This is a genomic window from Streptomyces wuyuanensis, from assembly GCF_900103455.1.
GTDB classification, from domain to species: domain Bacteria; phylum Actinomycetota; class Actinomycetes; order Streptomycetales; family Streptomycetaceae; genus Streptomyces; species Streptomyces wuyuanensis.
On sequence record NZ_FNHI01000009.1, the window covers coordinates 105,217 to 130,710 of the forward strand.

23 protein-coding genes and 1 pseudogene are annotated in these 25,494 nt (G+C 72.9%); 9 read left to right on the forward strand and 15 right to left on the reverse strand.

The window, feature by feature from the left end; all coding sequences use genetic code 11:
* Positions 1–133: 133 nt before the first annotated feature.
* From BLT82_RS15110 to BLT82_RS15140, 7 genes are all read right to left on the reverse strand, one after another.
* Entirely contained in the window at positions 134–604 is a 471-nt protein-coding gene (locus BLT82_RS15110) for an RpiB/LacA/LacB family sugar-phosphate isomerase (RefSeq protein ID WP_093654953.1), read from the reverse strand.
* 3 nt (positions 605–607) lie between these two features.
* Entirely contained in the window at positions 608–1,633 is a 1,026-nt protein-coding gene (locus tag BLT82_RS15115) for a PfkB family carbohydrate kinase (RefSeq protein ID WP_093654955.1), read from the reverse strand.
* 247 nt (positions 1,634–1,880) lie between these two features.
* The gene (locus tag BLT82_RS15120) at positions 1,881–2,894 is read right to left on the reverse strand and encodes a LacI family DNA-binding transcriptional regulator (RefSeq protein ID WP_093654957.1); all 1,014 of its coding nucleotides are present in this window, start codon (positions 2,892–2,894) and stop codon (positions 1,881–1,883) included.
* A 353-nt stretch (positions 2,895–3,247) separates the two neighbouring features.
* Complete coding sequence (locus tag BLT82_RS15125) at positions 3,248–3,937, reverse strand: protein-L-isoaspartate(D-aspartate) O-methyltransferase (RefSeq protein ID WP_093654959.1); 690 nt, start codon at positions 3,935–3,937, stop codon at positions 3,248–3,250.
* A gap of 550 nt (positions 3,938–4,487) precedes the next feature.
* A complete protein-coding gene (locus tag BLT82_RS15130) occupies positions 4,488–5,045 on the reverse strand; it encodes a 3'-5' exonuclease (protein ID WP_093654961.1) in 558 nt (185 codons plus the stop codon).
* 153 nt (positions 5,046–5,198) lie between these two features.
* Entirely contained in the window at positions 5,199–8,612 is a 3,414-nt protein-coding gene (locus tag BLT82_RS15135; protein ID WP_404204163.1) for a phosphodiester glycosidase family protein, read from the reverse strand.
* Positions 8,613–9,201: 589 nt separating this feature from the next.
* A complete protein-coding gene (locus tag BLT82_RS15140) occupies positions 9,202–9,738 on the reverse strand; it encodes a transglycosylase SLT domain-containing protein (protein ID WP_093654965.1) in 537 nt (178 codons plus the stop codon).
* A 432-nt stretch (positions 9,739–10,170) separates the two neighbouring features.
* Between BLT82_RS15140 and BLT82_RS15145 the strand changes: the two genes are divergently transcribed.
* On the forward strand, positions 10,171–10,509 hold the full coding sequence (locus BLT82_RS15145; protein WP_093654967.1) for a hypothetical protein: 339 nt from the start codon (positions 10,171–10,173) through the stop codon (positions 10,507–10,509).
* A gap of 312 nt (positions 10,510–10,821) precedes the next feature.
* Here BLT82_RS15145 and BLT82_RS37145 read toward each other — a convergent pair whose 3' ends face one another.
* Both BLT82_RS37145 and BLT82_RS15150 read right to left on the reverse strand, forming a co-directional pair.
* On the reverse strand, positions 10,822–10,998 hold the full coding sequence (locus tag BLT82_RS37145; protein ID WP_167746017.1) for a hypothetical protein: 177 nt from the start codon (positions 10,996–10,998) through the stop codon (positions 10,822–10,824).
* 278 nt (positions 10,999–11,276) lie between these two features.
* Positions 11,277–11,741, reverse strand: a complete 465-nt coding sequence (locus BLT82_RS15150; protein ID WP_093654969.1) for a hypothetical protein — start codon at positions 11,739–11,741, stop codon at positions 11,277–11,279.
* A 340-nt stretch (positions 11,742–12,081) separates the two neighbouring features.
* Here BLT82_RS15150 and BLT82_RS15155 point away from each other — a divergent pair, with 340 nt between their 5' ends.
* Together BLT82_RS15155 and BLT82_RS15160 are read left to right on the forward strand one after the other, a co-directional pair.
* Positions 12,082–12,558 (forward strand): MarR family winged helix-turn-helix transcriptional regulator, encoded by a 477-nt coding sequence (locus BLT82_RS15155; RefSeq protein ID WP_244291980.1) that lies wholly within the window; start codon positions 12,082–12,084, stop codon positions 12,556–12,558.
* A gap of 796 nt (positions 12,559–13,354) precedes the next feature.
* A complete protein-coding gene (locus BLT82_RS15160) occupies positions 13,355–14,470 on the forward strand; it encodes a mechanosensitive ion channel family protein (protein ID WP_093654971.1) in 1,116 nt (371 codons plus the stop codon).
* A gap of 349 nt (positions 14,471–14,819) precedes the next feature.
* Here BLT82_RS15160 and BLT82_RS15165 read toward each other — a convergent pair whose 3' ends face one another.
* Together BLT82_RS15165 and BLT82_RS15170 are read right to left on the reverse strand one after the other, a co-directional pair.
* On the reverse strand, positions 14,820–16,115 hold the full coding sequence (locus BLT82_RS15165; protein ID WP_244291981.1) for a cation:proton antiporter: 1,296 nt from the start codon (positions 16,113–16,115) through the stop codon (positions 14,820–14,822).
* A 5-nt stretch (positions 16,116–16,120) separates the two neighbouring features.
* Positions 16,121–16,591 carry a cation:proton antiporter regulatory subunit gene (locus BLT82_RS15170; RefSeq protein WP_093654973.1) on the reverse strand — a complete coding sequence of 157 codons (471 nt, stop codon included), beginning with the start codon at positions 16,589–16,591 and terminating at the stop codon, positions 16,121–16,123.
* Positions 16,592–16,865: 274 nt separating this feature from the next.
* Here BLT82_RS15170 and BLT82_RS15175 point away from each other — a divergent pair, with 274 nt between their 5' ends.
* Both BLT82_RS15175 and BLT82_RS15180 read left to right on the forward strand, forming a co-directional pair.
* Entirely contained in the window at positions 16,866–17,816 is a 951-nt protein-coding gene (locus tag BLT82_RS15175) for a HAMP domain-containing sensor histidine kinase (RefSeq protein ID WP_093654975.1), read from the forward strand.
* Positions 17,816–18,469, forward strand: a complete 654-nt coding sequence (locus BLT82_RS15180; protein WP_093654977.1) for a response regulator — start codon at positions 17,816–17,818, stop codon at positions 18,467–18,469. Before BLT82_RS15175 ends, BLT82_RS15180 begins: the two co-directional genes overlap by 1 nt.
* Before the next feature lie 204 nt (positions 18,470–18,673).
* Here the strand turns inward: BLT82_RS15180 and BLT82_RS15185 are convergent.
* A pseudogene (locus BLT82_RS15185) lies at positions 18,674–19,115 on the reverse strand ((2Fe-2S)-binding protein).
* A 511-nt stretch (positions 19,116–19,626) separates the two neighbouring features.
* Here BLT82_RS15185 and BLT82_RS15190 point away from each other — a divergent pair.
* The 3 genes from BLT82_RS15190 (at position 19,627) to BLT82_RS15200 (ending at position 23,072) form a co-directional block, all read left to right on the forward strand.
* Positions 19,627–21,030 (forward strand): extracellular catalytic domain type 1 short-chain-length polyhydroxyalkanoate depolymerase, encoded by a 1,404-nt coding sequence (locus tag BLT82_RS15190; RefSeq protein WP_093655234.1) that lies wholly within the window; start codon positions 19,627–19,629, stop codon positions 21,028–21,030.
* 143 nt (positions 21,031–21,173) lie between these two features.
* Positions 21,174–21,458: a DUF3040 domain-containing protein gene (locus BLT82_RS15195; RefSeq protein ID WP_093654979.1), complete on the forward strand. Its 285-nt coding sequence runs from the start codon at positions 21,174–21,176 to the stop codon at positions 21,456–21,458.
* Positions 21,459–21,731: 273 nt separating this feature from the next.
* Positions 21,732–23,072 (forward strand): cation:proton antiporter, encoded by a 1,341-nt coding sequence (locus tag BLT82_RS15200; protein WP_093654981.1) that lies wholly within the window; start codon positions 21,732–21,734, stop codon positions 23,070–23,072.
* Between the two features lie 130 nt (positions 23,073–23,202).
* Here the strand turns inward: BLT82_RS15200 and BLT82_RS37885 are convergent, their stop codons facing one another.
* From BLT82_RS37885 to BLT82_RS15210, 3 genes are all read right to left on the reverse strand, one after another.
* The gene (locus BLT82_RS37885) at positions 23,203–23,361 is read right to left on the reverse strand and encodes a hypothetical protein (RefSeq protein ID WP_244291982.1); all 159 of its coding nucleotides are present in this window, start codon (positions 23,359–23,361) and stop codon (positions 23,203–23,205) included.
* A gap of 103 nt (positions 23,362–23,464) precedes the next feature.
* Positions 23,465–23,674, reverse strand: a complete 210-nt coding sequence (locus tag BLT82_RS37890; RefSeq protein ID WP_093654983.1) for a hypothetical protein — start codon at positions 23,672–23,674, stop codon at positions 23,465–23,467.
* 327 nt (positions 23,675–24,001) lie between these two features.
* A complete protein-coding gene (locus BLT82_RS15210; protein WP_093654985.1) occupies positions 24,002–24,385 on the reverse strand; it encodes a hypothetical protein in 384 nt (127 codons plus the stop codon).
* A gap of 312 nt (positions 24,386–24,697) precedes the next feature.
* Between BLT82_RS15210 and BLT82_RS15215 the strand changes: the two genes are divergently transcribed.
* Positions 24,698–25,354, forward strand: coding sequence for an HAD family hydrolase (locus tag BLT82_RS15215; RefSeq protein WP_093654987.1), 657 nt, complete (start codon positions 24,698–24,700; stop codon positions 25,352–25,354).
* Positions 25,355–25,494: the final 140 nt, after the last annotated feature.

Here is a 25,494-nt window from a genome sequence, read left to right on the forward strand (position 1 = left end):
GGGGGACGGTGGCCGGCGGGAACACCGGCCGGTGTGGGGAGTTGGGGGTGCGCCGCGGCGCGGAAGGGGGCGGTCCGAGCGAGGCCGGGGCCCGAAGCGGGGCGAGCGGGGCGTTGGGCGGGCGTGCGACGGGTCAGTCCCGGTCGGTGAGCTCCCGTGCCGAACGCAGCTCCAGTTCCCGGAGCTTGGCGACGCGGCGCACGGTGTCGGCGTCGTTGTCGAAGGTCGCTCCGAGGAACGCCTCGAGGACCTCCGTCGCCGTCGCCGGGCCGACCAGCCATGCGCCGATGGCGATCGCGTTGGCGTCGTCGTGCTCGACGGCCTGGTGGGCGGAGTACACGTCGTGGCCGAGGCCGCACCTGATGCCCGCGATCTTGTTCGCCGCCATCAGGGCACCGGCACCCGTGCCGCACACGAGCACCGCCCGGTCGGCCCGCCCTTGGCGTACCTCGTCACAGGTCGCGAACGTGATGTCGGGGAAGTCGACGGGCGCGTCGTCGTCCACGCCGCGGTCGACGACCTCGTGCCCGAGGCGGAGCAGCACGCCGCGGACGTGCTCCTTGAGCCCGAGGCCGGCGTGGTCGTTGCCGAGTGCTATGCGCATGGATCAGTCCTTGGGGGTGGTGGGGCTGCTGGGGGTGGTGGCGTATGTGGTGTCGAGGGTGTCGGGGACGCCGGCGGTACCGGGCGCGAGTCGGGAGGCGGCGCATGCCCGCAGGACTTCGCTGCGCCCGGGGATGGCGGTCGTCGCACCGCGGCGGGTCACGGCGAGTGCGGCCGCCGCGGAGGCCCGGGCCAGGGCGGTGGCGAGGTCGTCGGCGCCCCCGGCGAGTGCCGCCGCCAGATAGCCGGTGAAGGTGTCTCCCGCGGCGGTGGTGTCGACGGGCACGACCGGCACGGCGGGGACGTGCAGCACAGTCCGCGCTCCGCCCGCCTCGGCCGCGTATGCCCCGCGCGCCCCCATCGTGCAGACGACGAGGGCGTCCAGCGCGGCAGCGAGGGCCGGGGCGCGCTCCTCGGGCGTGGCGGCGTGCTCCGGGAGGCCCAGCAACCGTGCGACGGCCCGCGCCTCGGGTTCGTTGACGACCAGCACGTCGATCCGGCCCGGTGCGAGACAGCCCGGATCGACGGGCGCCGGTGCCGCGTTGAGCACGACGGTGGCACCGCGTGCCCGTGCGGTCCGCGCCGCGTGGTCGACCACGTGCGGCGGGATCTCCAGCTGGAGCAGGACGACGTCGCCGGGCCCGACGCCGGCGAGTCCGGCTTCGGCATCGGCCCCGGTGAGGCTCGCGTTGGCGCCGGGAGTGACGATGATGCGGTTGTCCCCGCCGGGTTCGAGCATGACGACGGCGAGTCCCGTGTGTGCGTCGGCAGTCGTGCGCACCGGGCCGGTGGCGACCCCTGCCGCGGACAGCTCGTCCCGTACCAGTCGCCCGTGTGCGTCGTCACCGACGGCGCCGACCATGGTGGTGGGCGCGCCCGCCCGGGCGGCGGCCACGGCCTGGTTGCCGCCCTTGCCTCCGGCGGAGATCCGCATGCCGGAGCCGAGCACGGTCTCTCCGGCTCCCGGGAACGCCGTCACCTCCAGGAGCTGGTCGGCGTTGAGACTTCCTACGACGTGGACTGACGGCATGGTGCCTTTCCGTTCGGACGGGACAGCTTGGGGATGTGGGGGAAGGCGAGCCGGCGCGGGCGGCGGCGTCGGGGGTGCCGGCCGGTCACCGCTCCGGGGTACGGCTCGGGAGCCCCGGCGGGCACGGCGCGGTCGGACAGTCGGGATCAGGCCACCGCGCGCCGCAGTCGGGCAGCGCGGAGACTCGGGCGCCTGCGCGCCGCGGCGGGACGGCCGGTCCGACTGCGCCGCCGGTGGGACAGCCGGTTCAGGCGCCGGCCGCGCGGCCGGTGGAGGACTCGCGAACGACCAGGTGCATCGGCAGGACCACCGACTCGGCGGGTCTGCCCTCGATCACGTCGAGCACCAGCCGCATCGCGTGCTCCCCCAGTTCGCGCGCATCGTGGGCCACTACCGTGAGCGGCGGGGCCAGTTCGCCGAACCAGTCGATGTTGTCGAAGGCGACCAGGGCGAGGTCCGATCCGATGCGCCGGCCCTGTCTGCGCACTGCGCCCAGCGCGCCGACCGCCATCAGGCTGTCCGCGGCCAGGAGCGCGGTGGGCGGTTTGCGGCCGCTCAGCAGTGCGGTGGCGGCCGTGCCTCCGCTGGCCCTGCGGAAGTCGCCCGCGGTGATGAGTTCCGGGTCCTCCTCCAGACCGTGCCGTGCCACGGCGGCGAGGAACGCGTCGTGCCGGGCACGCCCGGTGGACACGGACCGGGGTCCTCCGATGTAGCCGATGCGGGTGTGCCCCTCGGCGGCCAGGTGCGCGACCGCGAGTTCGACACCCTGCGCGTTGTCGGCGGTCACGCTCGGCACGTCGAAGCCCTCGACGGTGCGGTCGACGAACACCAGTGGCGTACGGGCCCGTTCGAGGGCGCGCAGGTTGCCGCCGCCCTCGCCCTGCGGGGCGATGATGATGCCGTCGACGCGCTGGGTGAGGAACGCCTCGAGGTAGATGTCCTGTTGGGCGGTGTCCTCGTTCGCGTTGGCGAGGAGGGTCACGTACGACGCGGCGAGAGCGGCCTGTTCGGCGCCGTGCGCGATGTCGGCGAAGAACGGGTTGCGCACATCGGAGACGAGCAGGCCCACGGCATGGCTGCGGGCGGACCGCAGGGCGCGGGCCCGCGCGTCCGGCCGGTAGCCGAGTTCCGCCGCTGCCGCCCGTACCCGCTCGCGTGCGGCGGCGGAGGTGGCCGGGTTTCCCGAGAGCACCCGCGAGGCGGTACCCGCGGACACGCCCGCACGCTCGGCGACATCCTTGATCGTGACGGTGCTGTCCACGGTGGGCCTTTCGGTGCGGGCTGCGTGACGCCGTGTGGCACCGGGTGAGGCGCGCGGCGTGGAATCGATTCCATAGAATCGATTCCACGGGGATCATGGACGTCTGCCGGCCGGACGTCAAGGGGCTGCACGAGGTCTTCTCACACCGCGGTCCGCGCCGGGTGCCGAACGCAAGGACCCGCCCTGGCGAACGGGCCCGCGGTCAGGGCCGCTTCGGCCCATCCGCCGATCAGGGCCGGTTCGGCCCACGCCGGAGGCGGCTCGCGGGTTCCGGCGGACCCACGCCCGCCGCTTACCGGCGCGTGACCTCCCGGCCCGCTGCCGTCTCGCCCCCGGCCACGCGGGCGGCGTGTTCACGACGCCGTGCCGGGCGGGTATCCGTGCGCCCCGTAGAGCCGTACGAAATGAGCCGACACGACGGTCCGGCGCGGCGCGAGGCCCCCGGACGTCCGCTCGTAGAGACGCACCTGCTCCCGCCCGCCCGGACCGATCGGCTGGACCAGCCGGCCGCCGACGCGCAACTGGTCCACGAGCGGTTCCGGCACCTCCGGGAAGGCGGCCGACACGACGACGGCGTCGTACGGGGCCTGTCCGGGCACGCCGAGTGTGCCGTCGGCGGCCGTGACCGAGACGTTGCCGATGCCCGCCCGGGACAGCCGGCGCCGGGCCCGCCCGGCCAGGTCCGCCCAGCGCTCGACGCTGACGACCTCCCCGGCGAGGCGGGCGAGGACGGCCGTCTGGAAGCCGTAGCCGGTACCGACCTCCAACACGCGCTCGCCGCCGGTCAGGCCGAGCGCCTCCACCATCAGGGCCACGAGGGACGGCTGGGTGGTCACCTGACCGTGCGGAAGGGGAACGGGGGCGTCCAGGTACGCGGACCCGGCCTCCGCGCGGGGGACGAAGTCGGCCCTCGGGACGCTGCGCAGGGCTTCGAGGACGCGCTCGTCCCGCACGCCCGCTGCCCTCGATGCCCTGACCAGATCCTCGGGCCCCGGCCCTCCGCGGCCCCCTCGATCCGGCGAGAGCCCCGGCCCCGCGGACATCACGGCGCCACCGCCCCGGTCCGGCCGCCACGCCGTCTTCCACGGGCTCCCGGATACGACAGCCTCATCGCCGCTCCTCACCGCTCGACTCACCCGCGATCCCCCTTCGATGATGCGCTCGGGGCACCGGGCCGCTCCAGACGCAGCGGCCCGGGACGTGCCGGCAGGCATCGCGCGCACGCGGGGCAGGCGGCGGACACGACGTCCACGCGCCCTTCGGGAGCACGCCGGCCACGGACACGGGCGCCGCCGCGGCGGCCCCGCCGGCGGGGCCGTTCCCCCGTCCTGCGCGAGCCGTCGGCCCCCGGTGGAAGGGCCGGTGGACTCCTGGCGTACGGGGCGGTGGGCACCATCTGCGGCAACCGGCTGCACAAGGGTTCCTTTCCCGCCAGGTTGGCGCGTACTGTGCGCATCCCCGGCACCCGCCCGCCGGGGGAACGCGGTGCACCTCCCCCTTGCGCACCGCCGCGAGACCCCGCCCGCATCCGCACGGCGGGGCCTCGCCGCGTCCCGTCCCGCCCCCCGCCATCTCCCGGCCCGGCGACCCGCCTCATTCCGGCCAGTCGCCGCGCCCGGCCAGTGACAGCACCAGCGCCGCGATGTTCCAGGCGTCGTCCTCGCCGCTGTGGTGGCGGCCCTCCAGTGGAAGCCCGGCGATCCGCAACGCCTGCGCCATGCCCGGACGTTTGCGCAGGCCGCGGGCGTCCGTGAACACGGCCTTCGCGTTGGTGTGCCGGTGCCCGAACGGGTACGCCGTACCGGTCGCGGCGCACTGCCGCTCGAACTGCTTGCGGTCGTAGTCTCCCCAGCTGGCCCAGGGCCGCGACCCGGCGGCGTGCTCGGCGGCGAGCAGCCGGCAGGCGTCGGCGAACTCGACGCCCGTGTCCACCTCTGCCCTGGTGAGCCCGGTCAGTTCGGTGCAGAAGGCGCTGACCTCGGACCGACGCGGGCGCACGAGGACCCGGTGGCGGGCCACGCGTTCACGCGCCCGGAGGTCGACCACGGTCAGCCCGATCTCGATGATCTCGCTGACCGCTCCGGGCGGCGGTGTGCCGTCCCAGCAGGTCGCCTCGACATCGACGACATTGAGGAGTTGGTCTCTGTTCATGGCGTCGAGGCTATGGAGGCTGCCGGCCGTGCGTCATGCGGATTTCCACCGGTCCGGGCGGTGTTGCGGCCGGTCGTGCGCCGTTCGTGCCGGTCGGGTCGCCACCGGGCAGTACGGCAGCCGGAGGCGACCCGGGCCTGCGGACCGGAGTCGTCAAGCCGCCGGCGCCCGACCGTGCCCGTGCCCGGACGAAGCGGCCACGGCGACGCGTGACTCGGCCCTCGTCCCGTTCACCGTCACCGCGAGCACGGCCGTCCCGGGACGCAGCCCGGTGAGGAGACCCGTCGACGGGTCGTACGCCGCGATGTGCCACGGCCTCGCGCGGTCCGGATCGCCCACGTACACGTTCGGCGAACCGCTCCAGTCGGTGCTCATCGGGAACCGGGCCGGTGTCTCGCGGGCGCCGGCGCCCTGGCCCTGCCGGACGTGGGCCGTGGCGGGCGCCTCCGCGCCGACCGGCACCGACTCCGGGGCGTCGAGGGTCAGTCCGTCGACGTGGGCGCGGGTCTGGACGGTCACCCAGTCCGGCCCGCCGGTCCACGGCGAGTGCCGGGCCGCCGCCCGTTCCGCGTACGAGACCCGGTCGACGCCGACCAGGGACCACCCGGTGAATCCGCCCTCGTCCGCCGGAGTGGCGGGCGTCTTCCCGGAGTTGCCGTTGACCAGGTACGGGACGCCGTCCACGCGCTCCGCGTGGAAGGTGCCGACATGGCTGCCGACGAAGGCCGCTCCCTTGCCCGTCGTCCGGCGGAAGGCGGAGAGCCAGCCCTCCAGCAGGGCGGCCTCCTTGCGGTCCCCGAGCTGGCTGCCCTTCTGCGGCGTGGGGTCACGCGGCGGCACGTGCTGGACGACCGCGACGGATCCGATGCGCGGATCGGCGGCCGCGGCGTCGAGCTGTGCGCGCAACTCCCTGATCTGGGCGAAGCCCCCGCCTCGCAGCCCGAGGCTGGAGGTGTCGAGGGTGATGATTCGGGTGCCCTGATGATCGAACGTCCTCTGGGCGGGCCCGAACTCGGCCACGAAGTTGTCGATCCTGCCGCCCATGACCTCGTGGTTGCCCGGTACGTAGTACCAGGGCAGCCGGTCGCCCAGTTCCTCCTCGATGACGGTGCGGGCGAACGCCAGGTCCTGGGGCGAGCCCTCGTCGACCAGGTCGCCGTTGATCACCACGAAGTCGGGCCGGGCGGCTCTGATCTCCCGCAGGGTGCGGCGGGCCTGGGCGACGATCGGGCTGTCCGGACTGCGGGCCACGAACTGCGCGTCGGACATCACCGCGAAGCGCCAGTCCCGGCTCTGCGCCTGCACGGCGGAGCCGACGAGCGGGTCGCGGTGGACCGGCTCGGCGGGCAGCTCGACCGCGGGCGGGACCTTCGCGGTGAGATCGTCGATCACGATCCTCCCCGTGTACGAGCGGGTGGCGGCCGTCTCGGCCAGGTAGAAGCGGTGGACCCGCAGGGGGTACGAGACGCCGGGCGGCACCGCGAACTCGACGTGCCGCCACCCGGTCCAGGTCACATACGGCCCGCGGAGGAGCTGGTCGGAGCCGGCCGAGTCCTTCAGGTGCAGGGTCGGCCAGGCGCCGTTGCCGTCGCCCTTGACCCAGAGCCCGAACGACTGCGGCTGACCGTCGACGGCCATCTGTCCCGGCGGATTGGCGTATGCGGCCCGGGTCGCGGTGGACTGGGTGAAGTCGTAGGCGAGGTCCAGGCCGGTGCCGGTGTGCCCGTCGGCCGTCGGCGCGACCGAGCCGGAGGCGCGGGCGGCCGTGAACGTCCAGTCGCCGGCGTCGTCGAACGACGCGACCTCCCGTGCCGCCAGTCCGACGGTGACGGCGACGACCGTGCTCCTGCCCGCCACGGTCGCGGTGACGCGGCCGGCCGCGGGCTCGGCGGCCCGTGCCCTGACGGTGAAGCCGGCCTCGGCGTCCGGGACGATGTCGAATAGGGAGCGGTCGTAGTCGAGTTCGACGTCGGCGGGTTCGACGGGGGCGCTGGTGCCGTGCGCGTCGAAGCCGAGGATGCCGAAGTGCCCGGACGCCTGCGCGTCGGCGAGGCCCACGCGCCGGACCGTGGGCCGGATGCGGTCCAGGTCGCCGAGGACGGTCAGCCGGATGCTTCCACGGGCGTTCCCGCGCCGCGCGGTGACGTTCGTTTCGCCGCTGTGCCGGGCGGTGAACACCCCGTCGGGGCCGATCCGCCCGGTCCGCGGGTTCTCCGCGTACCAGTGCGGGGCCCCGGCGGCCGGTCCGTACGTCTCGTCGTACCCGGCGGCGGTCAGACGGCGGGTGAGACCGGGGAAGACCCGCTCGGGGTGGCCGCCCCGGACGGGGTCGGCGGTGGGCGCCGCGCCCGGGTCCACGGCGGTCTCGACCCGGTAGCCCCTGAGTCGTCCGCTGCCGTCGGGCGCGGTGAGGGCCAGGCCGTTGGGCACGGTCCGTTCGGTGCCGTCGGACGGGCTGTTCTCCACCTGCACGGTGTCGCTGCCCGGCTCACGGGCGACGAGGGTGGAGGAGCCGCCGCCGTCGAGGTTGATGGCGTTGTGGGCGCCCGCGCGCCGCATCATCAGGGCGAGTTCGGTGAGGGTCACACCGCCGCTGTCCGCCTGGCGGCCGTCGACGGTCAGGATCCGCATGATGCCGCCGTCCCGGGAGAAGCCGACCGCGGTACGGGGGGCGGCGGTGTTGTTGCCGCCGCCCTCGTGGTCCACGGGTTCGCCGTCCACCACGAGGAGTTCATTGGCGCCGATCGCGGTGTGAGGGACCTCCCCGGTGGCGGCGCGCGGGCGGTACTCCAGGGTGACCGGGTCGCCGAGGGCGAGTTGGGCGAGCGCGTCAGCTCCCGCGTCCCGGCCGACGAGCAGGGTCGTACCGGGCGGGACGGGACCCTTGCCGGGTGCGCCGGCCACGGCGGTCACCTTCCCGCCGGCGACGGCGACCTCCGCGGTGCGCTGCGCCCCGTCGACGGTGAGGGCCCGATCGGCTTCGCCCCACTGGGCGTTGTAGGCGCCCACGCCGTTCGCCGGCACATTGGCTGCGTTGAGCGCGGCGAGGGGGCGGCTACCCGCGGGCAGGGTCAGTGTTCCGTCGAAGTACAGCTGGAGGATGCGGCCGGCGTCCCCGGGACCGAGACCGACGGCCCGGTGGTAGCCGGGGGCGGGCGAGTTCACCAGCCGGCCGTCGCGGAGCGCGATGCCGTTGGGGGCGCCGGTCTGGTTGATGTCGAAGAAGTCCCCGTTGATCGCGGCGACGGTGCGCCGCCCGGGTCCGGGATCGTGCTCGGCGGCCATCTGGGACACCGTCTTCCGGGCGGCGACCTTCCCCGGGTGGAGGTAGTCCACCCGCGTGCCGCGGGAGAGGTCGACGGAGAGCGTGTCGACCCGGAGCCATTTGTCGGACTCCAGCCGGTCGTACGAGGTCAGTTCGACGCCCGGGGCCAGCGGGCGGCCGGTCCGGGCGGTCTCGAGCCCGTCGCCGTCCGCGACGGTGAAGCTCTCGAAGCCGGTGCCACCCGGGTCCGCGCCCGTGCGGTCCGCGTGGCTCGCGGCCGGCGGGGCGACGGGCCGCAGCATCTGGGCCGCGGTCCGCGGGAGGGGTTCCGGTGGGGGTGGGGATCCGGCGGTGGCCGGCCCGGCGGTTCCGAGCGCCAGGGCCGAGCACACGGTCACGACTGTCGCGTATCTTCTGAATCCAGCTGAAAGCACGGCGACTCCGGTGAAGGCGGGCGACCACGCGCACCCGGTGCGCACGTGACGGCGCTTCAGCATCGCGGCGCAAGTGGCGCCTTGCCAGAGGGCATTGAAGACATCCGGGAGAACAGCCGGTCTCCACAGGACCACCGGATCGCCGTTTCCGGGCGCCGGCACCGGGGGCACCGCCGGGGCGAGGACATCGCGGAGCTCGCGGCCGCTCGGCAGGCGCAGCCTCCGCCGGGCAGGCGGCGTCCCGGAGGACGGGCGAGCGGCCCGGGCGCGGAGCGACGACAGCAGAGACAAAGGCGCCCCCGTCGCCGCCGCGTGGCGGGGAACAGGGGCGCGTCTCGGCCGTCGGGAGCCCGCGGCGGGCACGGAGGTGCCGTCGGGCGCCGGGTGATCGGGCACGGACCCGGGGCTTCACCCTCGGTCCGGGCCCGATACCGCTCCGGGGGGAGTCCGGCGCGGCTCAGTACGCGGAGTCGACGTTGTCGATGGAACCGTAGCGGTCGGCGGCGTAGTTGGCGGCCGCGGTGAGGTTGGCGACCGGGTCGGTCACGTCGTGCTTGGTGCCCTTGACGTGGTAGGCGTCGAAGGTGGGCTGGATCACCTGCAGCAGACCCTTGGACGGGGTGCCGTTCTGGGCGTTGACGTCCCAGTTGTTCTGCGCGTTCGGGTTGCCGCCGGACTCGCGCATGATGTTGCGGTGCAGGCCCTCGTAGCTGCCCGGGATGTCCTCGGACTTCATGATGTCCAGGGCCTCACGGATCCAGCCGTCGAGGTTCTCCTTGTACTGCTTCTTTTCCTTCTTCGCCTTCTTCGCCGGAGCCTCGGCCGCCACAGCCTTCCCGGCCGCGACGCTCGCCGAAGCCTGCTCGGCGGCGTGCGCCGGCGAGGAGGCCAGCGTGAGGGCCGCTGCCGCGGCACCGGCGGTGGCGATGCCGGCGACGGAGAGCTTGCGGAGACGGGCGGTGCGGCCGGTGGTGGACTGCGTGCGAGCGGTCATGCGGGGGGACTCCAATGATGGACTGCATGGGGAGGAACCGAAGGGTGGTTCGGCAGGAGCTGAGCGGTCGGCGCGGGTGGCGACCCGCTCGGCCCGGCGCTTACTCCCCGGAACGTCAGCCATCGTGGAGGGCACCCCGGCCGGTACGCAAAGATGTGACGTACTACCGCTCTACGGAGAAATGTCCGTTTTCTTTTGGCGGGCGTGTTCCCCGAAGGGCCCCCGGGTCCCGCCGCTACTAGCGGCCCTAGGACGTGACGCGCCTCCTATGCCCGGCATCACACGGACACGGCGTTTCCGGCGCCCGCGGCGACGCGGAGTGGCCTGGCGGTCACACGCCGCCGCCGCTCGCGGCACCCGTTCCGGATGACGTTTCGGTTGCGACGCGGCCGGGACTCGTTCCCCCTCGGCGGAGTCGGTCGTTTCCCAGGCATGAACGCAATCGGCAGGGAGACCGCACCCGCTCCGGCCGCGTCCTGCGTCGACGCGTACTGGCTCGACTCCCACGACCACGACCCGCTCAGCTGTCTGTTCCGCGTCCAGGCCGGGAAGGGCGGGGACGGCCGCGACGCCGCGGACCCGCCCGGGCCCGGGGACGACCGCGACGGGCCTCCGCCCGGGCCCCCGTCGACGCACGGACGAAGACACCCATCGGCGCCGTGGATCGTGCCGCCCGGCCTCCCGCCGCGGCTGCCCTCATCCCCGTCGACACCCCCGTCGACCGAAACGGGCGCCCACCCGGGGACCGGCGCGGACCTGATCCAGACCTGACCGGGCCCCGGACCCGATCCGCATCCCACCCGTATCCGGCGCGAGCCGGAGCCGGCCCGGCGGGCGCCGTATCCGGCCGCGACCCGACCGGCGGGCCCCGCCGCACGACGGCCCGCGTGTCGGATCACCAGCCGGACCTCCGACCTGCTCGGTCGGTCGCGACGGGGTCGACCGGCCGCGCGTCCATCAGGGGCCGCGCGGATGCCGGCGGCGAGGCGGGACGCGAAACCGGCCATGGGGTACGGGCGGCCCGTCACCTGACCGGAGCCGGACGCTCGTACCCCCATCTGCCGGAGAGTCAGCCGCTCGGCGTCACGCGGCGTTCGCATGCAGATCGATCGTGAGGTCACGGCGGTGCTTGCCGTGGCCGGGGATGTTGAGGAACCCGAGGCGTTCGGTGGCACGCCGGCCACGGTGACGGCCGGTTCCCTCGGTCTCGGGTGCTGTGCGCAGGTGCTGGATGGCGAGGATGACGGTGCTCTTGAGCATGGTGGGCTCCGGATGACTACGGTTGCGGGCAAGGGTGCTGACGCCGGTGCGATCACGGCCGCGGCGGAGGACGGCGCCGCGCACGAGGGCGGACGGCGGTCCAGGACGGCACGTGGACACGAAGACGAACGCGCGGGTCCGGGACGGCGTGCGGGCGGTCGCGTGGAGCGAAGTGCGTTGCGGCGCGCGGCCCCCGCGCCGGTGCCGGGCCGACGGAGGAGTCCGTCGGCGAGGCACCGGCGCATGCAGCCCCTCGGCCCTTCGGCCCCGGAGGTCGCTCAGACGCGACGGCCGTCGTTCTGCCGGGCGTCGAGGACCTGGTCGAAGTACCAGCGATCGACGTCGTGACCGCGGTCGAGCAGGACGATGACCCACTTCCCGTCGATCCAGCGGGCGAAGCGGTGACCGTCGTAGCGGTAGTACGTGCGTCGGTCGTCGCCGTGCCAGTACCAGTGCCCGTCCTTGCCGTGGCGCCACTGCCCGTGCCCGTTGCGGTCCCAGCGTCCGTCACGGTCGTGGCGCCCGTCACGGTCCCAGCGTCCGTCGCGGTCGTGGCGAGGGCCGTCGCCGCGGTCCTGGCGGCGCTCGTCGCCGCGTTCCGTGACGGTGATGCTCGCGTTCCGCTCCTGCTGGACCGCGGTCCGCGACTCCGCGGACGCGGCGCCCGCGGTACCGATCAGGACAAGGCCGGCCAGGGCCGCGGAAGCGGTGGTGGCGGCGGTGAGCCGAATCAGCTTGTTCATGATGATGTCTCCTTGCTACGCCCGGTTGTCGGGGCGTCGAACGACGGGTTCCGCCGTGTAGGCGGGTCCGTCCACAAGGCGCGGTGCTCGAAGTTCTGCGAGGAGCCGCCGTTTCGGCGGATCTCCGCCGGCCGCGAGCTCCAGGCCATCGCGCTTGCATTGAAGCTATCAGATCGTTGATGCTCTTAAATGATTTGCCAGGTGTGATGGTTGCCTCACGCATGATGCCTCCCCATACGCCCCTCGGCGAGCACCGCGGTCGTACACTCGGGCACACGATAGAAATCGCGTAATGATTTACGCGTTGCAATCATTTGGCCGGCATTGGTAACGTGAGCGGATGACAGTGGACGAAACCATGGCCGCCGCGGCCGACAGCGACCCCCTGGACCGGCTCGGATTCCTGCTGGCCCGGCACGGCGCGATCGCGAACAGCCGCGTCCACCACGCCTTCGAGACCTGCGGACTCGCACTGCGCCAGGGCACGGCACTGATGCTGCTCGGCTCGTCCGGATTCATGAGCCAGCGGACTCTCGCGGCAACGCTCGAGGTGGACCCCAGCATCATGGTCGGGATTCTCAACGACCTGGAATCCGCCCATCTCGTGGAGCGCCGCCGGGATCCCTCCGACCGCCGCCGGCACATCGTGGCGATCACCCAGGAGGGCCGATGCCTGCTGGCCAAGGCACAGCAGGCCGTCACCGACGTCGAGGAGGGGCTCTTCGCCGACCTCGCACCGGAGGAGATCGCCGCACTCCGCGGCCTGCTGGCCCGGGTGCGCACTTCACCGCGCGACCCGGTCTGCTTCGAGCAGTGACGCGCTGACGGCACAGGCCCGGCACGCCGCGACACCGACACCGACACCGACACATCGCGAGCCACAGGCCCCGAGAAGAAGCAAAGAGGGCGGTGTCCGTGCACGCTCCCCATCGCATACACGGACACCGCCCTTTGCACGGGCAACGGCCGTCGCCGCACCCGACGGCCGCTCTCACCCCATTCCGGAGGAGCGGCCCCTGCACCGTCGCACCCCTGAGAGCAGTGCAGGCGTCTTTGGTGACTACGAGATGGAATCTACCTGATGATTTAAGATCATCAATGATTTCCAGTATGTGACGATCGTCTCTGCGTCATGGATCACGTGACGGCGCCGCGCGGAGGGAGAAACCGGCGCCCGGGCAGTCGGGCAGGCCCGGCCGCATACGGGGCGAGCCCGGCGCCCGTCGCATGGCACGCCTCCCGAGCCCGGCGCCCGCCGCGTCCCGAGTCCGACGCGGGCAGCCGGGCCCGCCTCGCCGCGGCCCCGAGCCTCCTGGGCCGCATCACAGGCCGGAGCGACCCCCTCGGGTTCGGCCCCGGGCACGGCGCGCACGCACAACGGCCCGCACGCACAACGGCGCGTCCGGAAGCGGCCGTACACCGGGGGCCGATCATGTGACGGTACGACAGATGCGGCAGGATGGCTCGTCGCGCCGGACGGAAGTCAACGGCCCGGTGCGACGCACAACGGCATCCCCCGACACGCACAGGTGGCTCGTGACGACACATCACATCCGGCTCACGGCGGCAGGCGCACCCGGCCGCACCCTCGCCCGCACTCCGGGAGGTGCGAGGTGACCCGGGCCCTCACACTGCACGACCTGATGGTCGCCGGTATCGCGCTCGTGGCCGGTACGGCGGCGGCCGTGCTGCTTCGGGTGATCCTGAGATGGCTCGGGGTACGAGCCGGGAGAACGAAGTGGAGCGGCGACGACATCATCGTCGACGGCCTGCGGACGATCGTCCCGTGGGCCGCTGTGACCGGCGGTGCGGCGGTCGCCGCCTCCGCGCTACCGCTGACGGCCCGGGTCGGACGCAACGTCACCATGACGCTGACGGCGGTGCTGATCCTGGCGGCGACGGTCACCGTGGCACGGGTCGTGGCCGGGATGGTGCAGGCCCTGGCGCAGTCCAGGTCGGGGGTCGCCGGTTCGGCCACCATCTTCGTGAACATCACCCGCGTCGTCGTCCTGGCCATGGGTTTCCTGGTGATGCTGGAGACGCTGGGGGTCTCCATAGCACCGCTGCTCACGGCGCTGGGCGTGGGTGGTCTGGCGGTGGCGCTGGCCCTCCAGGACACACTGGCGAATCTATTCGCGGGCGTGCACATCCTCGCGTCCCGCACCGTGCAGCCCGGGCACTACATCAAGCTCAGCAGCGGTGAGGAGGGCTACGTCGTCGACATCAACTGGCGCAACACCGTCGTGCGTACGCTCTCGGACAACCTCGTGATCATCCCCAACACGAAGCTGTCGGGCACCAACATGACCAACTACCACCGCCCCGAGCAGCAGATGTCGCTCAACGTGCAGGTGGGCGTCGGCTACGACAGCGACCTCGAACACGTCGAGCACGTCACGATCGAGGTCGTGAAGAGCGTCATGGCGGATGTCGAAGGCGGCCTGCCCGACCATGAACCCCTCGTCCGCTTCCACACGTTCGGCGACTCCCGGATCGGATTCACGGTGATCCTCGGGGTCGGCGAGTTCAGCGACCAGTACCGGATCAAGCACGAGTTCATCAAGCGGCTGCACAAGCGCTACCGCGCGGAAGGCATCAGTGTGCCCGCCCCTCGGCGCATCGTCTCCGTGCACCAGACGGAGATCCCGCAGCCCGAGCTGCCGATCCCCGGTCCGCGCCTCGCCACCGACGCGATGACCACACCGGTGAACCCGACGCCGCCGGTCTGAGGCGAGCCCGGGGCGGAGCGCCGGATCCGGCCGCTCCGCCCCGGCCCGGCAGAGCGGCGCGAGTCGCAGCGGGCCGCCCCGCGGACTGCGGGTGGTGCAACTGCCCGCCGTGCCCGACGGATCCGACGAGGGCCACGCGGTGCTGCGGCCGCTGTACGAGGCGGGGCCGTCGGTCGCCCGGACATGCGGAGGCGCCATGGCCGGGGCGGGTTCTCTCCGCGCCGGCCATGGCGCCCTTGTGTCCCTCGATGCCTCCGCGGGAGCACGACAGCCGAGCGTCGTCCACGGGTTCGTGGCGCCCTGCCGCCAAGGCAGTGGCGGCCAACCGGTTCGCCGTACGGCCCGGCTCTCAGGCGCGGTCGGCCGCGTTCCGGTCCGACAGCACCTCTCGGTCCGTCGCGGCGTCCGGTCCCGTCCCCGGTTCGCGGTCCGAGCCGTCCGTGACCTGTTCCCGGGCCTGCGGTACCGCCGGTGCCGTCCCCGCCGGCCTGCCGCGCCCGGTGAGGCGGGTGGCGAGGGGCTCGGTGTAGCGGGCGGTGAGGGGGCCGATCACGACGAGGATCAGGACGTACGCCGTGGCGAGCGGGCCCAGGGCCGGCTCGATGCCGGCGGTGACGGCCAGGCCGGCGATGACGATGGAGAACTCGCCCCGCGCTACCAGGGTGCCGCCGGCCCGCCAGCGGCCCTTGACGCCGACCCCGGCCCGCTTGGCGGCCCAGTACCCGGTCGCCACCTTCGTGCAGGCCGTGATGACGGCGAGGGCGAGCGCGGGAAGGATGACCGGCGGGATGCTCGCCGGGTCGGTGTGCAGGCCGAAGAAGACGAAGAAGACGGCCGCGAACAGGTCCCGCAGCGGGCTGAGGAGCGTGTGGGCGCCCTCCGCGACCTCGCCGGACAGGGCGATGCCGACGAGGAACGCGCCGACGGCGGCCGACACCTGCAGCTGCTGGGCGATGCCCGCGACCAGCAGCGTCAGCCCCAGCACCACCAGCAGCAGCTTCTCCGGGTCGTCGCTGGAGACGAAGCGCGAGATGACCCTGCCGTAGCGCACGGCCACGAAGAGCACCGCTCCGGCCACACCGAGGGCGATCGCGAGGGTGATGCTGCCGGCGGCGAGGCTCACACCGGCCAGCAGGGCCGTGACGATCGGCAGGTAGACCGCCATCGCGAGGTCCTCGAGGACGAGGATGCTCAGGATGACCGGTGTCTCGCGGTTGCCGATCCGTCCGAGGTCGCCCATCACCTTGGCGATGACACCGGAGGACGAGATCCAGGTGACTCCGGCCAGCACCACCGCCGCCACCGGCCCCCATCCGAGCAGCAGTGCCGCGACGGCGCCGGGTACGGCGTTGAGGGTGAAGTCGACGAGCCCGGCCGGGTACTGGGTCTTGAGGTTGGACACCAGGTCGCTGGCCGTGTACTCCAGACCCAGCATCAACAGCAGCAGGATGACGCCGATCTCGGCGCCGATCGCGACGAACTCCTCGCTCGCGCCGAGCGGCAGGAGCCCACCCTCGCCGAAGGCGAGACCGGCGAGCAGATAGAGGGGGATCGGGGAGAACCGGAGGCGGCCGGCGAAGCGGCCCAGGAGTCCGAGGCCGAGGATGATCGCACCGAACTCGATCAGGAAAAGGGCGGAGTGCACGCGGGTCACTCCCGTCCGAGGACGGCCGCTGCCGCCTCGATGCCCTCGCGGGTACCGATGACGATCAGGGTGTCGCCGCCGGCGAGCCGGAAGTCGGGGGTGGGCGACGGGATGGCCTCCGCCCTGCGCAGCACGGCGACCACGGACGCACCCGTCTCGGTCCGCATCCGCATGTCGCCGAGCACCCGGCCGTTCCAGTGCGAGTGGGCGGACAGCTCGATGCGCTCGGCGACCAGGCCGAGGTCCGTCGTGTGCAGCACGTTCGAGCTGTGGTGGTCCGGCATCAGCGCGTCGATGAGCGACGCCGTCTCCGTCGACGAGAGGTGCAGGGACTGGGCGCAGGCGTCGGGGTCGTCGGCCCGGTAGACATTCACCGTCCGGGTGCCGTCCCGGTGTGCGATCACCGACAGATGGCGGTGTTCACGCGTGGTGAGGTCGTACTGGACACCGATGCCGGGCAGTGGCGTGGTGCTCATCCGTGAGGCAGGCACGGCCCATCCCCTCTGGTATTGCGGACTGATGTGCGTACTGCGGGCCACCCTGTTCGGGCGGCACACGCGGCGAGGTGCAATGTTGCCACCTGCCCGCAGGCGTCGAACATGGGTGTCAGCACCTATGGACGCGGGGCCGGGAGGCGGCGAGGCTGACCGGGGGACTCGGATCCCGCCGCACGTCGGAGCCCGCGAGCGGAGCCCGACGCCGTCGGGAAGGCAATAGTGGAGGTGGGAGCCCACCGAGAAAGGCGCGCGCATGTCGCTGTACTGGCGGATCTTCCTGCTCAACGCCGCCGTGCTGGTCGTGGCGGTCCTGCTGCTGCTCGGACCGGTCACGGTGTCCACGCCCGTGCTGCTGGCCGAGGCGGCGGTCATCGGTGCGGGGCTGGCGGCCATGCTGATCGCCAACGCGGTGCTGCTGAGGATCGGGCTCGCTCCACTGCAGCGGCTGACCCGCGCCATGACCACGGCCGATCTGCTGAAGCCCGGCGCCCGGCCGGTCGTCACGGGACGCGGCGAGATGGCGGAGCTGACGACGACGTTCAACGCGATGCTGGACCGTCTGGAGGCCGAGCGCGCCACCAGCAGCGGCCGGGTGCTGTCCGCGCAGGAGTCCGAGCGCCGGCGTATCGCCCAGGAGCTCCACGACGAGATCGGCCAGACCCTCACCGCCGTTCTGCTCCAGATCAAGCACGCCGCCGACCGTGCCCAGGAGCCCGTACGGGGGGACCTGCACCAGGCGCAGGAGACCGTCCGGGCCAGTCTGGACGAGATCCGGCGCATCGCCAGACGGCTGCGGCCCGGCGTACTTGAGGAGTTGGGCCTGCACAGCGCCCTGCGGGCCCTCGCCACGGAATTCACGACACCCGGCCTCGAAGTGCGGCTGCACATCGGCCCGGGAATGCCGCCCCTGGGCCACGTGACGGAACTGGTCTTCTACCGCGTGGCCCAGGAGGGGCTCACCAACACCGCCCGCCACTCGGGCGCGAGCCGGGTCGAGTTGCATCTGCGGACCCTGCCGGGCGGGGGTGTGGGCCTGCTCGTACGGGACGACGGCAAGGGCATCGGCAGCGCCCCCGAGGGGGCCGGGATCCGCGGCATGCGCGAACGCGCACTGCTGATCGGGGCCGACCTGACCGTCGGCCCGGGCCGGGACGGCGGCACCGAGGTACGGCTGGACGTCACCGACCCGAAGGGGAACACCTGATGACCGCACCGGCTCGCATTCTGCTTGCCGACGACCACGCCCTCGTACGCCACGGGGTGAGGCTCATCCTCGACAACGAGCCGGACCTGACCGTGGTCGCCGAGGCCGACGACGGTGCCGAGGCCGTCGCCCAGGCCCGTTCCACGGACATCGACCTGGCCATCCTGGACATCGCCATGCCGCGCCAGACCGGGCTCCAGGCGGCCCGCGAGCTGTCCCGCCTCCGCCCCGAGCTGCACATCCTGATCCTGACCATGTACGACAACGAGCAGTACTTCTTCGAGGCCCTGAAGGCCGGTGCCAGCGGCTACGTGCTCAAGTCCGTCGCGGACCGCGACCTGGTCGCCGCCTGCCGGGCCGCCATCCGGGACGAGCCGTTCATCTACCCCGGAGCCGAGACCACCCTCATCCGCAAGTACCTCGACCGCGCACAGCAGGGCGACGCGCTGCCGGCCAAGCCGATCACCGAGCGCGAGGAGGAGATCCTCAAGCTCGTCGCCGAGGGTCACACCTCCAAGGAGATCGGCGACATCCTCTTCATCAGCGCCAAGACGGTCGAGCGCCATCGCGCCAATCTGCTCCAGAAGCTCGGGCTGCGCGACCGGCTCGAGCTCACGCGGTACGCGATCCGCGTGGGGCTGATCGAACCCTGACGGAGGCGCCTTCGGGCGCAAGCCCGACGGAGGCGTCCGGGCGGGTGCGCGCGGATGCCCACGGCCCGGGCTCCGGGCCCATTGCGTCCCCGGGGGCGGCCGGGCCGGTGTCCCACGGGCCGGAGGGCCGGTCCCGAACCGGACCGCGCTCAGCCGAGCCGTTCGGCGGTGGCTGACCGTTCCGTTGCGGGCCGGGAGGGACTTTCACCACACACGGCAGAACCGCTGTGCACCCGCCACGACGGCCTCGCGGATGCGGTCGCAGGTGCCGCAGCGGCAGATGTTGCGGATCTCGTCGCGGTCGGCCCCGCCGATCTCCCGCCCGGCCTCCCGGGCCTGCCGGACCTTGGCGACTGCGGCCGTGATCTGCCCGGGCCGGCAGGAGCCGCACTGCGACACGTCGTGGTCGAGCCAGGCCTCCTGCATCGGATGGAGTTCCCTGCCGACCGTGGCGGGCAGCCCCTCGACGGTGGTGACCTCGTCGCGGGCCGCGAGGTCGCCGACGGGTACGGTGCAGGGCGTGACCGCCCCGCCGTTGACATGGCTGGTGCGGGTCGCGGCAGACGCCCGCCCCGCAGCCGTACTTCGGCCCGGTCACACCGAGGACGTCCCGGAGCAGCAGCCGGACGTCGCTCTCTATGTCCACGGTGACGCATTGCCGTTGTCGAGGTTGTTCTCTCCAGCCTGGTCAACAGCCCCCGAGGGCGTCAGCTCCCCTTACTGCGCCCCGAGTTCACCGGCCGGTCAACCGCGCCACCATGCACGACCGCTTCTGGCCGGCTCCGACTTCGCCGGATCATGCGGCGGCGCCATGGTGCGGACGGCCGCGTTTGCGGATCCTGATCGGCGCGTTCCGATGGTGTGCGGTGCGGCTGCGTTCGACGGCAACGGTGACGGATCACATCCCCGGGCGGCGCGGGGTGGGGCGCGCCGCCATTACCGGCCCGTGGACCCGGTCGTACGTTCCGCGTAATCCGGGGGCTGCGCAACGGTGTCCGGCCCGTGTACCGGGTCACCGCGGTGCGGCCGCCGTTCCCGTCCGGCCGAACGACCAAGGCGGCGCCATGAATCCACCTCCCGCACGTTCCCTTCCCGGCAGGCTCCGGACCGGTCACGGACGGCCGTCAGGACCGTCGCTCCCACGGGTGACCGGGGGCCTGCTCCTCTCGCTGTTCGCACTTCTCCTGGGCCTCCTGCCCGCCCCCGCACAGGCAGCGAGCCTGACGGAGGTGTCCGGCTTCGGCTCCAACCCCGGCAATCTGCAGATGTTCCGGTACATCCCCGACGGTCTGCCGGCCGGCCGCCCGCTGGTGGTCGCGCTGCACGGCTGCACCCAGTCCGCCGCCGCGTACGACAACGAGACGGGCTGGACGCGTTGGGCGGACGAGTGGGGCTTCGCGCTGCTCCTGCCACAGCAGCGGTCCGCCAACAACGCCAACTCCTGCTTCAACTGGTTCCAGTCGGCCGACTTCTCGCGCGGTCAGGGCGAGGCGCTGTCCGTGAAGCAGATGGTCGACCGGATGGCCGCGGACCACGGCACGGACCGCTCCCGGGTGTTCGTGACGGGCCTGTCGGCCGGCGGTGCGATGACCGCCGTCATGGCCGCTTCCTATCCGGACGTGTTCGCCGGGGCGGCGGTCGTCGCCGGCCTCCCCTTCGACTGCGCCCGTACCGTCGCCGCGGCGTTCGGCTGCATGACCCCCGGATCCGACCTCGGCGCCCGGCAGTGGGGCGACAAGGTCCGGGCTGCGTACCCGTCGTACGCGGGGCCCTATCCCACGATGGCGGTGTGGCACGGTACCGCCGATGCCACGGTGGCGCCGATGAACATGACCGAGCTCGTCGAGCAGTGGACGGACGTGCACGGGACGGACTCGGTCGCGGACGTCAGCGACACGGTGCAGGGCCATCCGCACAAGGTGTACCGGGGCAACGGCGGGCGGGACGTGGTGGAGACGTACTCCCTGACCGGGATGGGGCACGGTCAGCCCGTCGATCCCGGCAGCGGAGAGGCCCAGTGCGGGATCGCCGGTGCGTACGTGCTGGACGCGAACATCTGCGGCTCCTACCGGATCGGCCGCTCCTGGGGGCTCGCCGCTCCCGACGGCGGCGGCACGCTCCCGGCGCCGTCCACGCCGGCGGTCACCGCGGTCTCGGACTCGTCGGTCTCCCTGACGTGGGACGCCGTCGCCGGTGCCGTGTCGTACCGGGTCCTCCGGGACGGGGCCGTGGCCGGTACCCCGACGTCGGCCTCGTTCACCGACACCGGCCTCTCTCCCGGCAGCACGTACACGTACACCGTCTCCGCCGTGGACGGGTCCGGTGCCGCCGGCACTCCGTCGGCACCGGTGCGGGCCACCACGACAGGGGCACCCCATGCCTGCTACACCGACAACAACTACAACCATGTGGCGGCGGGCCGTGCCCATCAGGTCCTCGGCACGGTCTACGCGAACGGCTCCGGCCAGAGCATGGGGCTCTACAACGTCTTCGTCACCCACACCCTGGAGGAGACGTCCCCGGGCCACTTCGTGATCGCCGATTTCGGCTGCCCCTCCTGACCGGTCCCTCCGCCCACCCCTCCCGACCTCGAAGCACCCCTTCCGACCACGAAAGATGGGTGCCGGCCCTGATGCGCCGGCACCCCTCCCCGTGTGACGGTGGGTGTACCGCGGCGACCGCCGTAAGGCCGGGAGGAGGAGCCATGACACGACGAGGCGACGAAACCCTCAACGACCTCGACGAGCGCATGCGGATGAGCGACCCGCGCTTCGCCCGCGGGCTGGACGCCGGGCGCCCCTGCCCTCCGAGGGAGTACCGGCGCGGGCCGGACTGGGCGCTGCTCGCCGGCGCGGTCGCGTTGCTGACGGCCGGACTGGTGCTCCCGCAGGGCCTGATGCTGGCCGCGGGACTGGTGCTGGCGGGGATCGCGGCGCAGTTCCTCACCGCCCCGCGTCGCCGTGCCGGACGCCGGGCGCGTCCGCACTGAGTGCGTCACGGCGTCACGGCTTCACGGCGTCACCGCGTCACCGTATGACAACGACTCAAGACGCGCGACGCACCAACGGGAAGACCGCATGACCGCCATGTGATCGCCCGTCCGGCTGCCGGGCCGCCGCCGCACCCGGGCAGGCGCGGCGGCGGCCCGACACTTCGCGGGTCTCCCGCACGAAGAACGACCGCCGCACGAACAAGGGAGTACGTATCCACCCCCGTCAGTCACAGCAGATCCGTTGCTCCGAGCCGCCGAAGGTGGTGACCCGTGGGACACGCTGACACGCTGCTCGCCATGGGCGGAGCCTTTCTGGCCGCCGCCTTCCTCGCTCGCGTCGGCAGCCGCATCGGACTGCCGACGATTCCGCTCTTCATGCTCGCGGGCATCCTGCTCGGCCCGCACACCCCGGGTCTGGTCCTGGTCGAGGACGCGCACGACTTCGAGATGCTGTCGGCGCTCGGCCTGGTCCTGCTGCTGTTCTACCTGGGTCTCGAGTTCCATCTCGACGACCTCAGGAGCGGCGGCAGACGTCTGCTCGCCGCCGGCGGAACCTATCTGCTGCTGAACGTCGGGGCGGGCCTCGGCTTCGGCTTCGCCCTCGGCTGGGGGGCCAGGGAAGCGCTGGTACTGGCCGGAGTCCTCGGGATCTCGTCCTCGGCGATCGTCACGAAGATCCTCATCGACACGGGACGCATCGGGCGACCGGAGACCCGGCTGATCCTGGGCGTCATCGTCGTGGAGGACATCTTCCTCGCGCTCTACCTGGCCGCCCTGCAACCGGTGATCAGCGGCGCGGAAGGCATCGCCGAAACGATTCTTCAGGCGTCGAAGGCCTTCGGCTTCCTCCTGCTGCTCGCCGCGGCGGCCCGGTACGGCACCCGGCTGATCGGCAGGCTGATATCGGTCCGCGACAACGAGCTCCTGGTGATCAGCTTCCTCGGAGCCGCGGTCCTGGTCGCCGGGGTCTCCGAGGTCCTGGGCGTCGCGGACGCCATCGGCGCCTTCATGGTCGGCCTGATCTTCGCCGGCACCCCATCAGGTCCGCGCATCCGTGAACTGGTGCATCCGCTGCGCGACGCGTTCGCCGCGATCTTCTTCTTCGCCTTCGGGCTCGCGATCGACCCGGGGGACATCGCGTCCGTCGCCGGGCCGGTCGCCGCCGCCGTGACGCTGACGATCGTGATGAACTTGGCCGCCGGTCTGCTCGTGGCCCGGCTGTACCACTACGGTCCGGGCCCCGCGGCCGACATCGCCACCACGCTGCTGGCGCGCGGAGAGTTCGCCCTGATCCTGGCGGCGATGGCGGCGAGCGCCAACCTCGACGCACGTCTCGCCCCGTTCATCGCCGGCTACGTCCTCGTCCTCGCCGTGCTGGGCCCGGTCCTCGCCGGCCGGGCGCATGTGCTGGCCCGCGCACTGCGGGCGGCTCCGGCCCTCCTGCCGGGTCGCCGCCGGAAGGGCGGCCGCGCCGTGGGGGAGCCGGAACCGCTCACCGTAGGACGGGACGTATCGGCCACGGCCACGTCCGTCGCGGCCTCCGCGGACGGTGACCCATCAGAAGTCGGGGCCGAGGAGCCCTCGCCGCTGCCCGTCGACGCCGAGCGCTGACGGAGCGACGGGACCCGTCGGCGACTGCGCGCCCGCGTCGAGGCGTTCGGCGCGGGCGTGGGCCGGGTGTCGACCGAGCGGCTGCGCGTACCGCCGTGAGGGGCGTCAGCCGTGAGGCGGCGTCACCGCGTCAGGCGGGCGGCGAGCACGGCGACATCGTCGTGGAAGGCACTTCACGGTGGGTGAGCAGTTCGTCGTACAGGTCCGCGAGCGGCTCACCGCCGAGTGCGGCGGCGACCCCGGCGGCCTGGTCCATGCCCTCGCCGATGGACCGGGCCCGGTGCTCCACCAGTCCCTCGGGGTGCTGATCCGACTGACGACGGTCGCGGCCGTTATGGCGTGTCCCGTGACGCCGCCGAGCATCAGACACGGCAGCTGGCCGGGCAGCTGGATCAGGTCGTACGCCGCCGATGCGCGGGGGCCTCGGTGGCGGGCTGGTAGCGGCCCTGCCGGTCGAGTCCGGGCAGGTCCGGCATCTCGGGCAGCAGCCGCCGCTGGAACTCCTCGGCGGCCTGACGTACCTGCCGGTAGAGGCGCGCGTTCTCGATGGTGGCGCTCGCGGCCCCGGGCCGGCGCCGTGAGCAGGCCCTCGCCGTCGTCACCGAACGGCTCTCGGCCTCCTTGGCGGCCGGCCGGCGATGGCCGTAGAGCCGGCCGCGTACCCGATCGGCACACCGATCAGGCCGGGCGTCCGCACCCACTCGCCGGGAGCCCCGTGCCGATGGCGGCCGGGTGGCGGACCGCCCTCCCCACGCAGCGGGCGCGGGTCGCGTGCCGTCTGACGGAGCCCGCTTCCAGCCGGTCCGGATGACGTCGGTCAGCTGCGGGACCGGCGGCACACCACCGGGACCGTGCGAGGCTCCACCGCCGAGCTGCGTCATGGTGGCCTCCGTCCCCTGTCCGCGGGCCCGGCATGGCGCGGGGAACGCTCAGCGTCCCGAGTGAGGAGTGTCCGGGTCCTGGGGGTCCACCCCGCTGAACGCCGACGAGCTCTTCGCACCGCTCGGCCGCTGCGACTTCCCGCGGGGACCGGTGTCACGCATGCCCTTCTGGCCATGCTTGCCGCCCTGGTCCTCGCCCCTGCGGCTGTCGCTCTCGACGGTCGTGCCCTCCAGGGATGCCGCCTTTTCCTCCTCCGTCGGACGCCGGCTCTGCTTCGAGTCACCCGCATACTTGTCCGGGTGGAAGGAGCGGTGGCCGCTGGGGTTGTCCTGGGCGGTGTCGTCGACGTCCTCCGCCCAGCCGTGCTGGTCCCGGCCCTTGAACCGGCTGGGGCCCTCGCCGTGCGACGGCTCTCGCGACTTCTCCGACATGATCTTGCCTCCTGAGTGATATATGCACATTTAAAGCTTTATCGACACTTCATGGCTTATGCCCCAACAGGTGGCATCCACTCGGCGGCCGGGGCGATCTCGTGAGTCGGGCCGACAGCACGACGTCCCGCGGACTGCCGACGGCCCGGACGGGTACCCGCCCCCACGACCGGCGCCCATCCGCACCGGCCACGCGGCTCCGGGCAGCGCGAACGGACCGGACCACGAGGCAGCGCGAACGGACCGGACCACACGGAGCACGGCACAGCGCGGCCCGACTGAGCGGGGGCCGCGCACGGAAAGGTGGAGACCATGGCACGGGCGGCACTCTTCGACGTCGACGGCACCCTCGTCGACACCAACCACCTGCACACGGTCACCTGGTGGGAGGCCTTCCGCCAGGGCGGTCACCGGGTGACGATGCACGCGGTCCACCGGGCCGTGGGCCTCGGCTCCACGGATCTCATCGCCCACCTCCTCGGCGAGGGACGGGACCGGGACGAGGACGACGCCCTCAGTGACGCCCACCGGACGCTGTACGGGACATACTTCGAACGCCTTGCGGCGTTCGAGTCCGCGGGCGATCTGCTGCGCACGCTCGCCCGGCGGGACTGGAGGATCGTCCTGGTGACCTCGGCGAGCGGCGCCGAGCTCGGGGCGCTGCGCCGCGCCGTCGACGCCGACGAGGCCGTTCTGACCACGACCAGCGCCGACGACGTCTCGTCCGGCAAGCCCGCCCCGGAGCCCGTGCTGCAGGCCCTGGAGCTGGCAGAGGCCCGCGCGGAGGACTCGGTGTTCGTGGGCGACACGGTCTGGGACATGGCAGCGGGCACTCGGGCCGGAGTCACCTGCGTCGGACTGCTGAGCGGCGGAATCCCCAGGGCGGCGCTGGAGGCCGCGGGGGCCACGGCGCTGTACCGCGACCCGGCCGAGCTGCTGGGGTCGCTGGACGACAGTCCACTGGGCTGAGGACCCTTCACGCCGGCCCCACGACCGGGCGGAAGGAGGGCGACGCAGTCGGGGCTATGGGGTGGTCGACCGCCCACCCGGCCGAGGGCCCGAGAACCTGGACGACCGCCAGGACCCGGCCTCCACGCCGCCACGGCTCC

Excerpts from the sequence above, each read along its gene's own strand:
- BLT82_RS15170 (WP_093654973.1), bottom strand. The coding sequence starts at position 16,591 with ATGAGCACCACGCCACTGCCCGGCATCGGTGTCCAGTACGACCTCACC.
- BLT82_RS15145 (WP_093654967.1), top strand. The coding sequence starts at position 10,171 with ATGAACGCAATCGGCAGGGAGACCGCACCCGCTCCGGCCGCGTCCTGC.
- BLT82_RS15135 (WP_404204163.1), bottom strand. The coding sequence starts at position 8,612 with ATGCTGCGGCCCGTCGCCCCGCCGGCCGCGAGCCACGCGGACCGCACG.
- BLT82_RS15210 (WP_093654985.1), bottom strand. The coding sequence starts at position 24,385 with ATGTCGGAGAAGTCGCGAGAGCCGTCGCACGGCGAGGGCCCCAGCCGG.
- BLT82_RS15140 (WP_093654965.1), bottom strand. The coding sequence starts at position 9,738 with ATGACCGCTCGCACGCAGTCCACCACCGGCCGCACCGCCCGTCTCCGC.
- BLT82_RS15130 (WP_093654961.1), bottom strand. The coding sequence starts at position 5,045 with ATGAACAGAGACCAACTCCTCAATGTCGTCGATGTCGAGGCGACCTGC.
- BLT82_RS15155 (WP_244291980.1), top strand. The coding sequence starts at position 12,082 with ATGACAGTGGACGAAACCATGGCCGCCGCGGCCGACAGCGACCCCCTG.
- BLT82_RS15215 (WP_093654987.1), top strand. The coding sequence starts at position 24,698 with ATGGCACGGGCGGCACTCTTCGACGTCGACGGCACCCTCGTCGACACC.
- BLT82_RS15175 (WP_093654975.1), top strand. The coding sequence starts at position 16,866 with ATGTCGCTGTACTGGCGGATCTTCCTGCTCAACGCCGCCGTGCTGGTC.
- BLT82_RS37145 (WP_167746017.1), bottom strand. The coding sequence starts at position 10,998 with ATGCTCAAGAGCACCGTCATCCTCGCCATCCAGCACCTGCGCACAGCA.
- BLT82_RS15125 (WP_093654959.1), bottom strand. The coding sequence starts at position 3,937 with ATGTCCGCGGGGCCGGGGCTCTCGCCGGATCGAGGGGGCCGCGGAGGG.
- BLT82_RS15150 (WP_093654969.1), bottom strand. The coding sequence starts at position 11,741 with ATGAACAAGCTGATTCGGCTCACCGCCGCCACCACCGCTTCCGCGGCC.
- BLT82_RS15115 (WP_093654955.1), bottom strand. The coding sequence starts at position 1,633 with ATGCCGTCAGTCCACGTCGTAGGAAGTCTCAACGCCGACCAGCTCCTG.
- BLT82_RS15195 (WP_093654979.1), top strand. The coding sequence starts at position 21,174 with ATGACACGACGAGGCGACGAAACCCTCAACGACCTCGACGAGCGCATG.
- BLT82_RS15110 (WP_093654953.1), bottom strand. The coding sequence starts at position 604 with ATGCGCATAGCACTCGGCAACGACCACGCCGGCCTCGGGCTCAAGGAG.
- BLT82_RS15180 (WP_093654977.1), top strand. The coding sequence starts at position 17,816 with ATGACCGCACCGGCTCGCATTCTGCTTGCCGACGACCACGCCCTCGTA.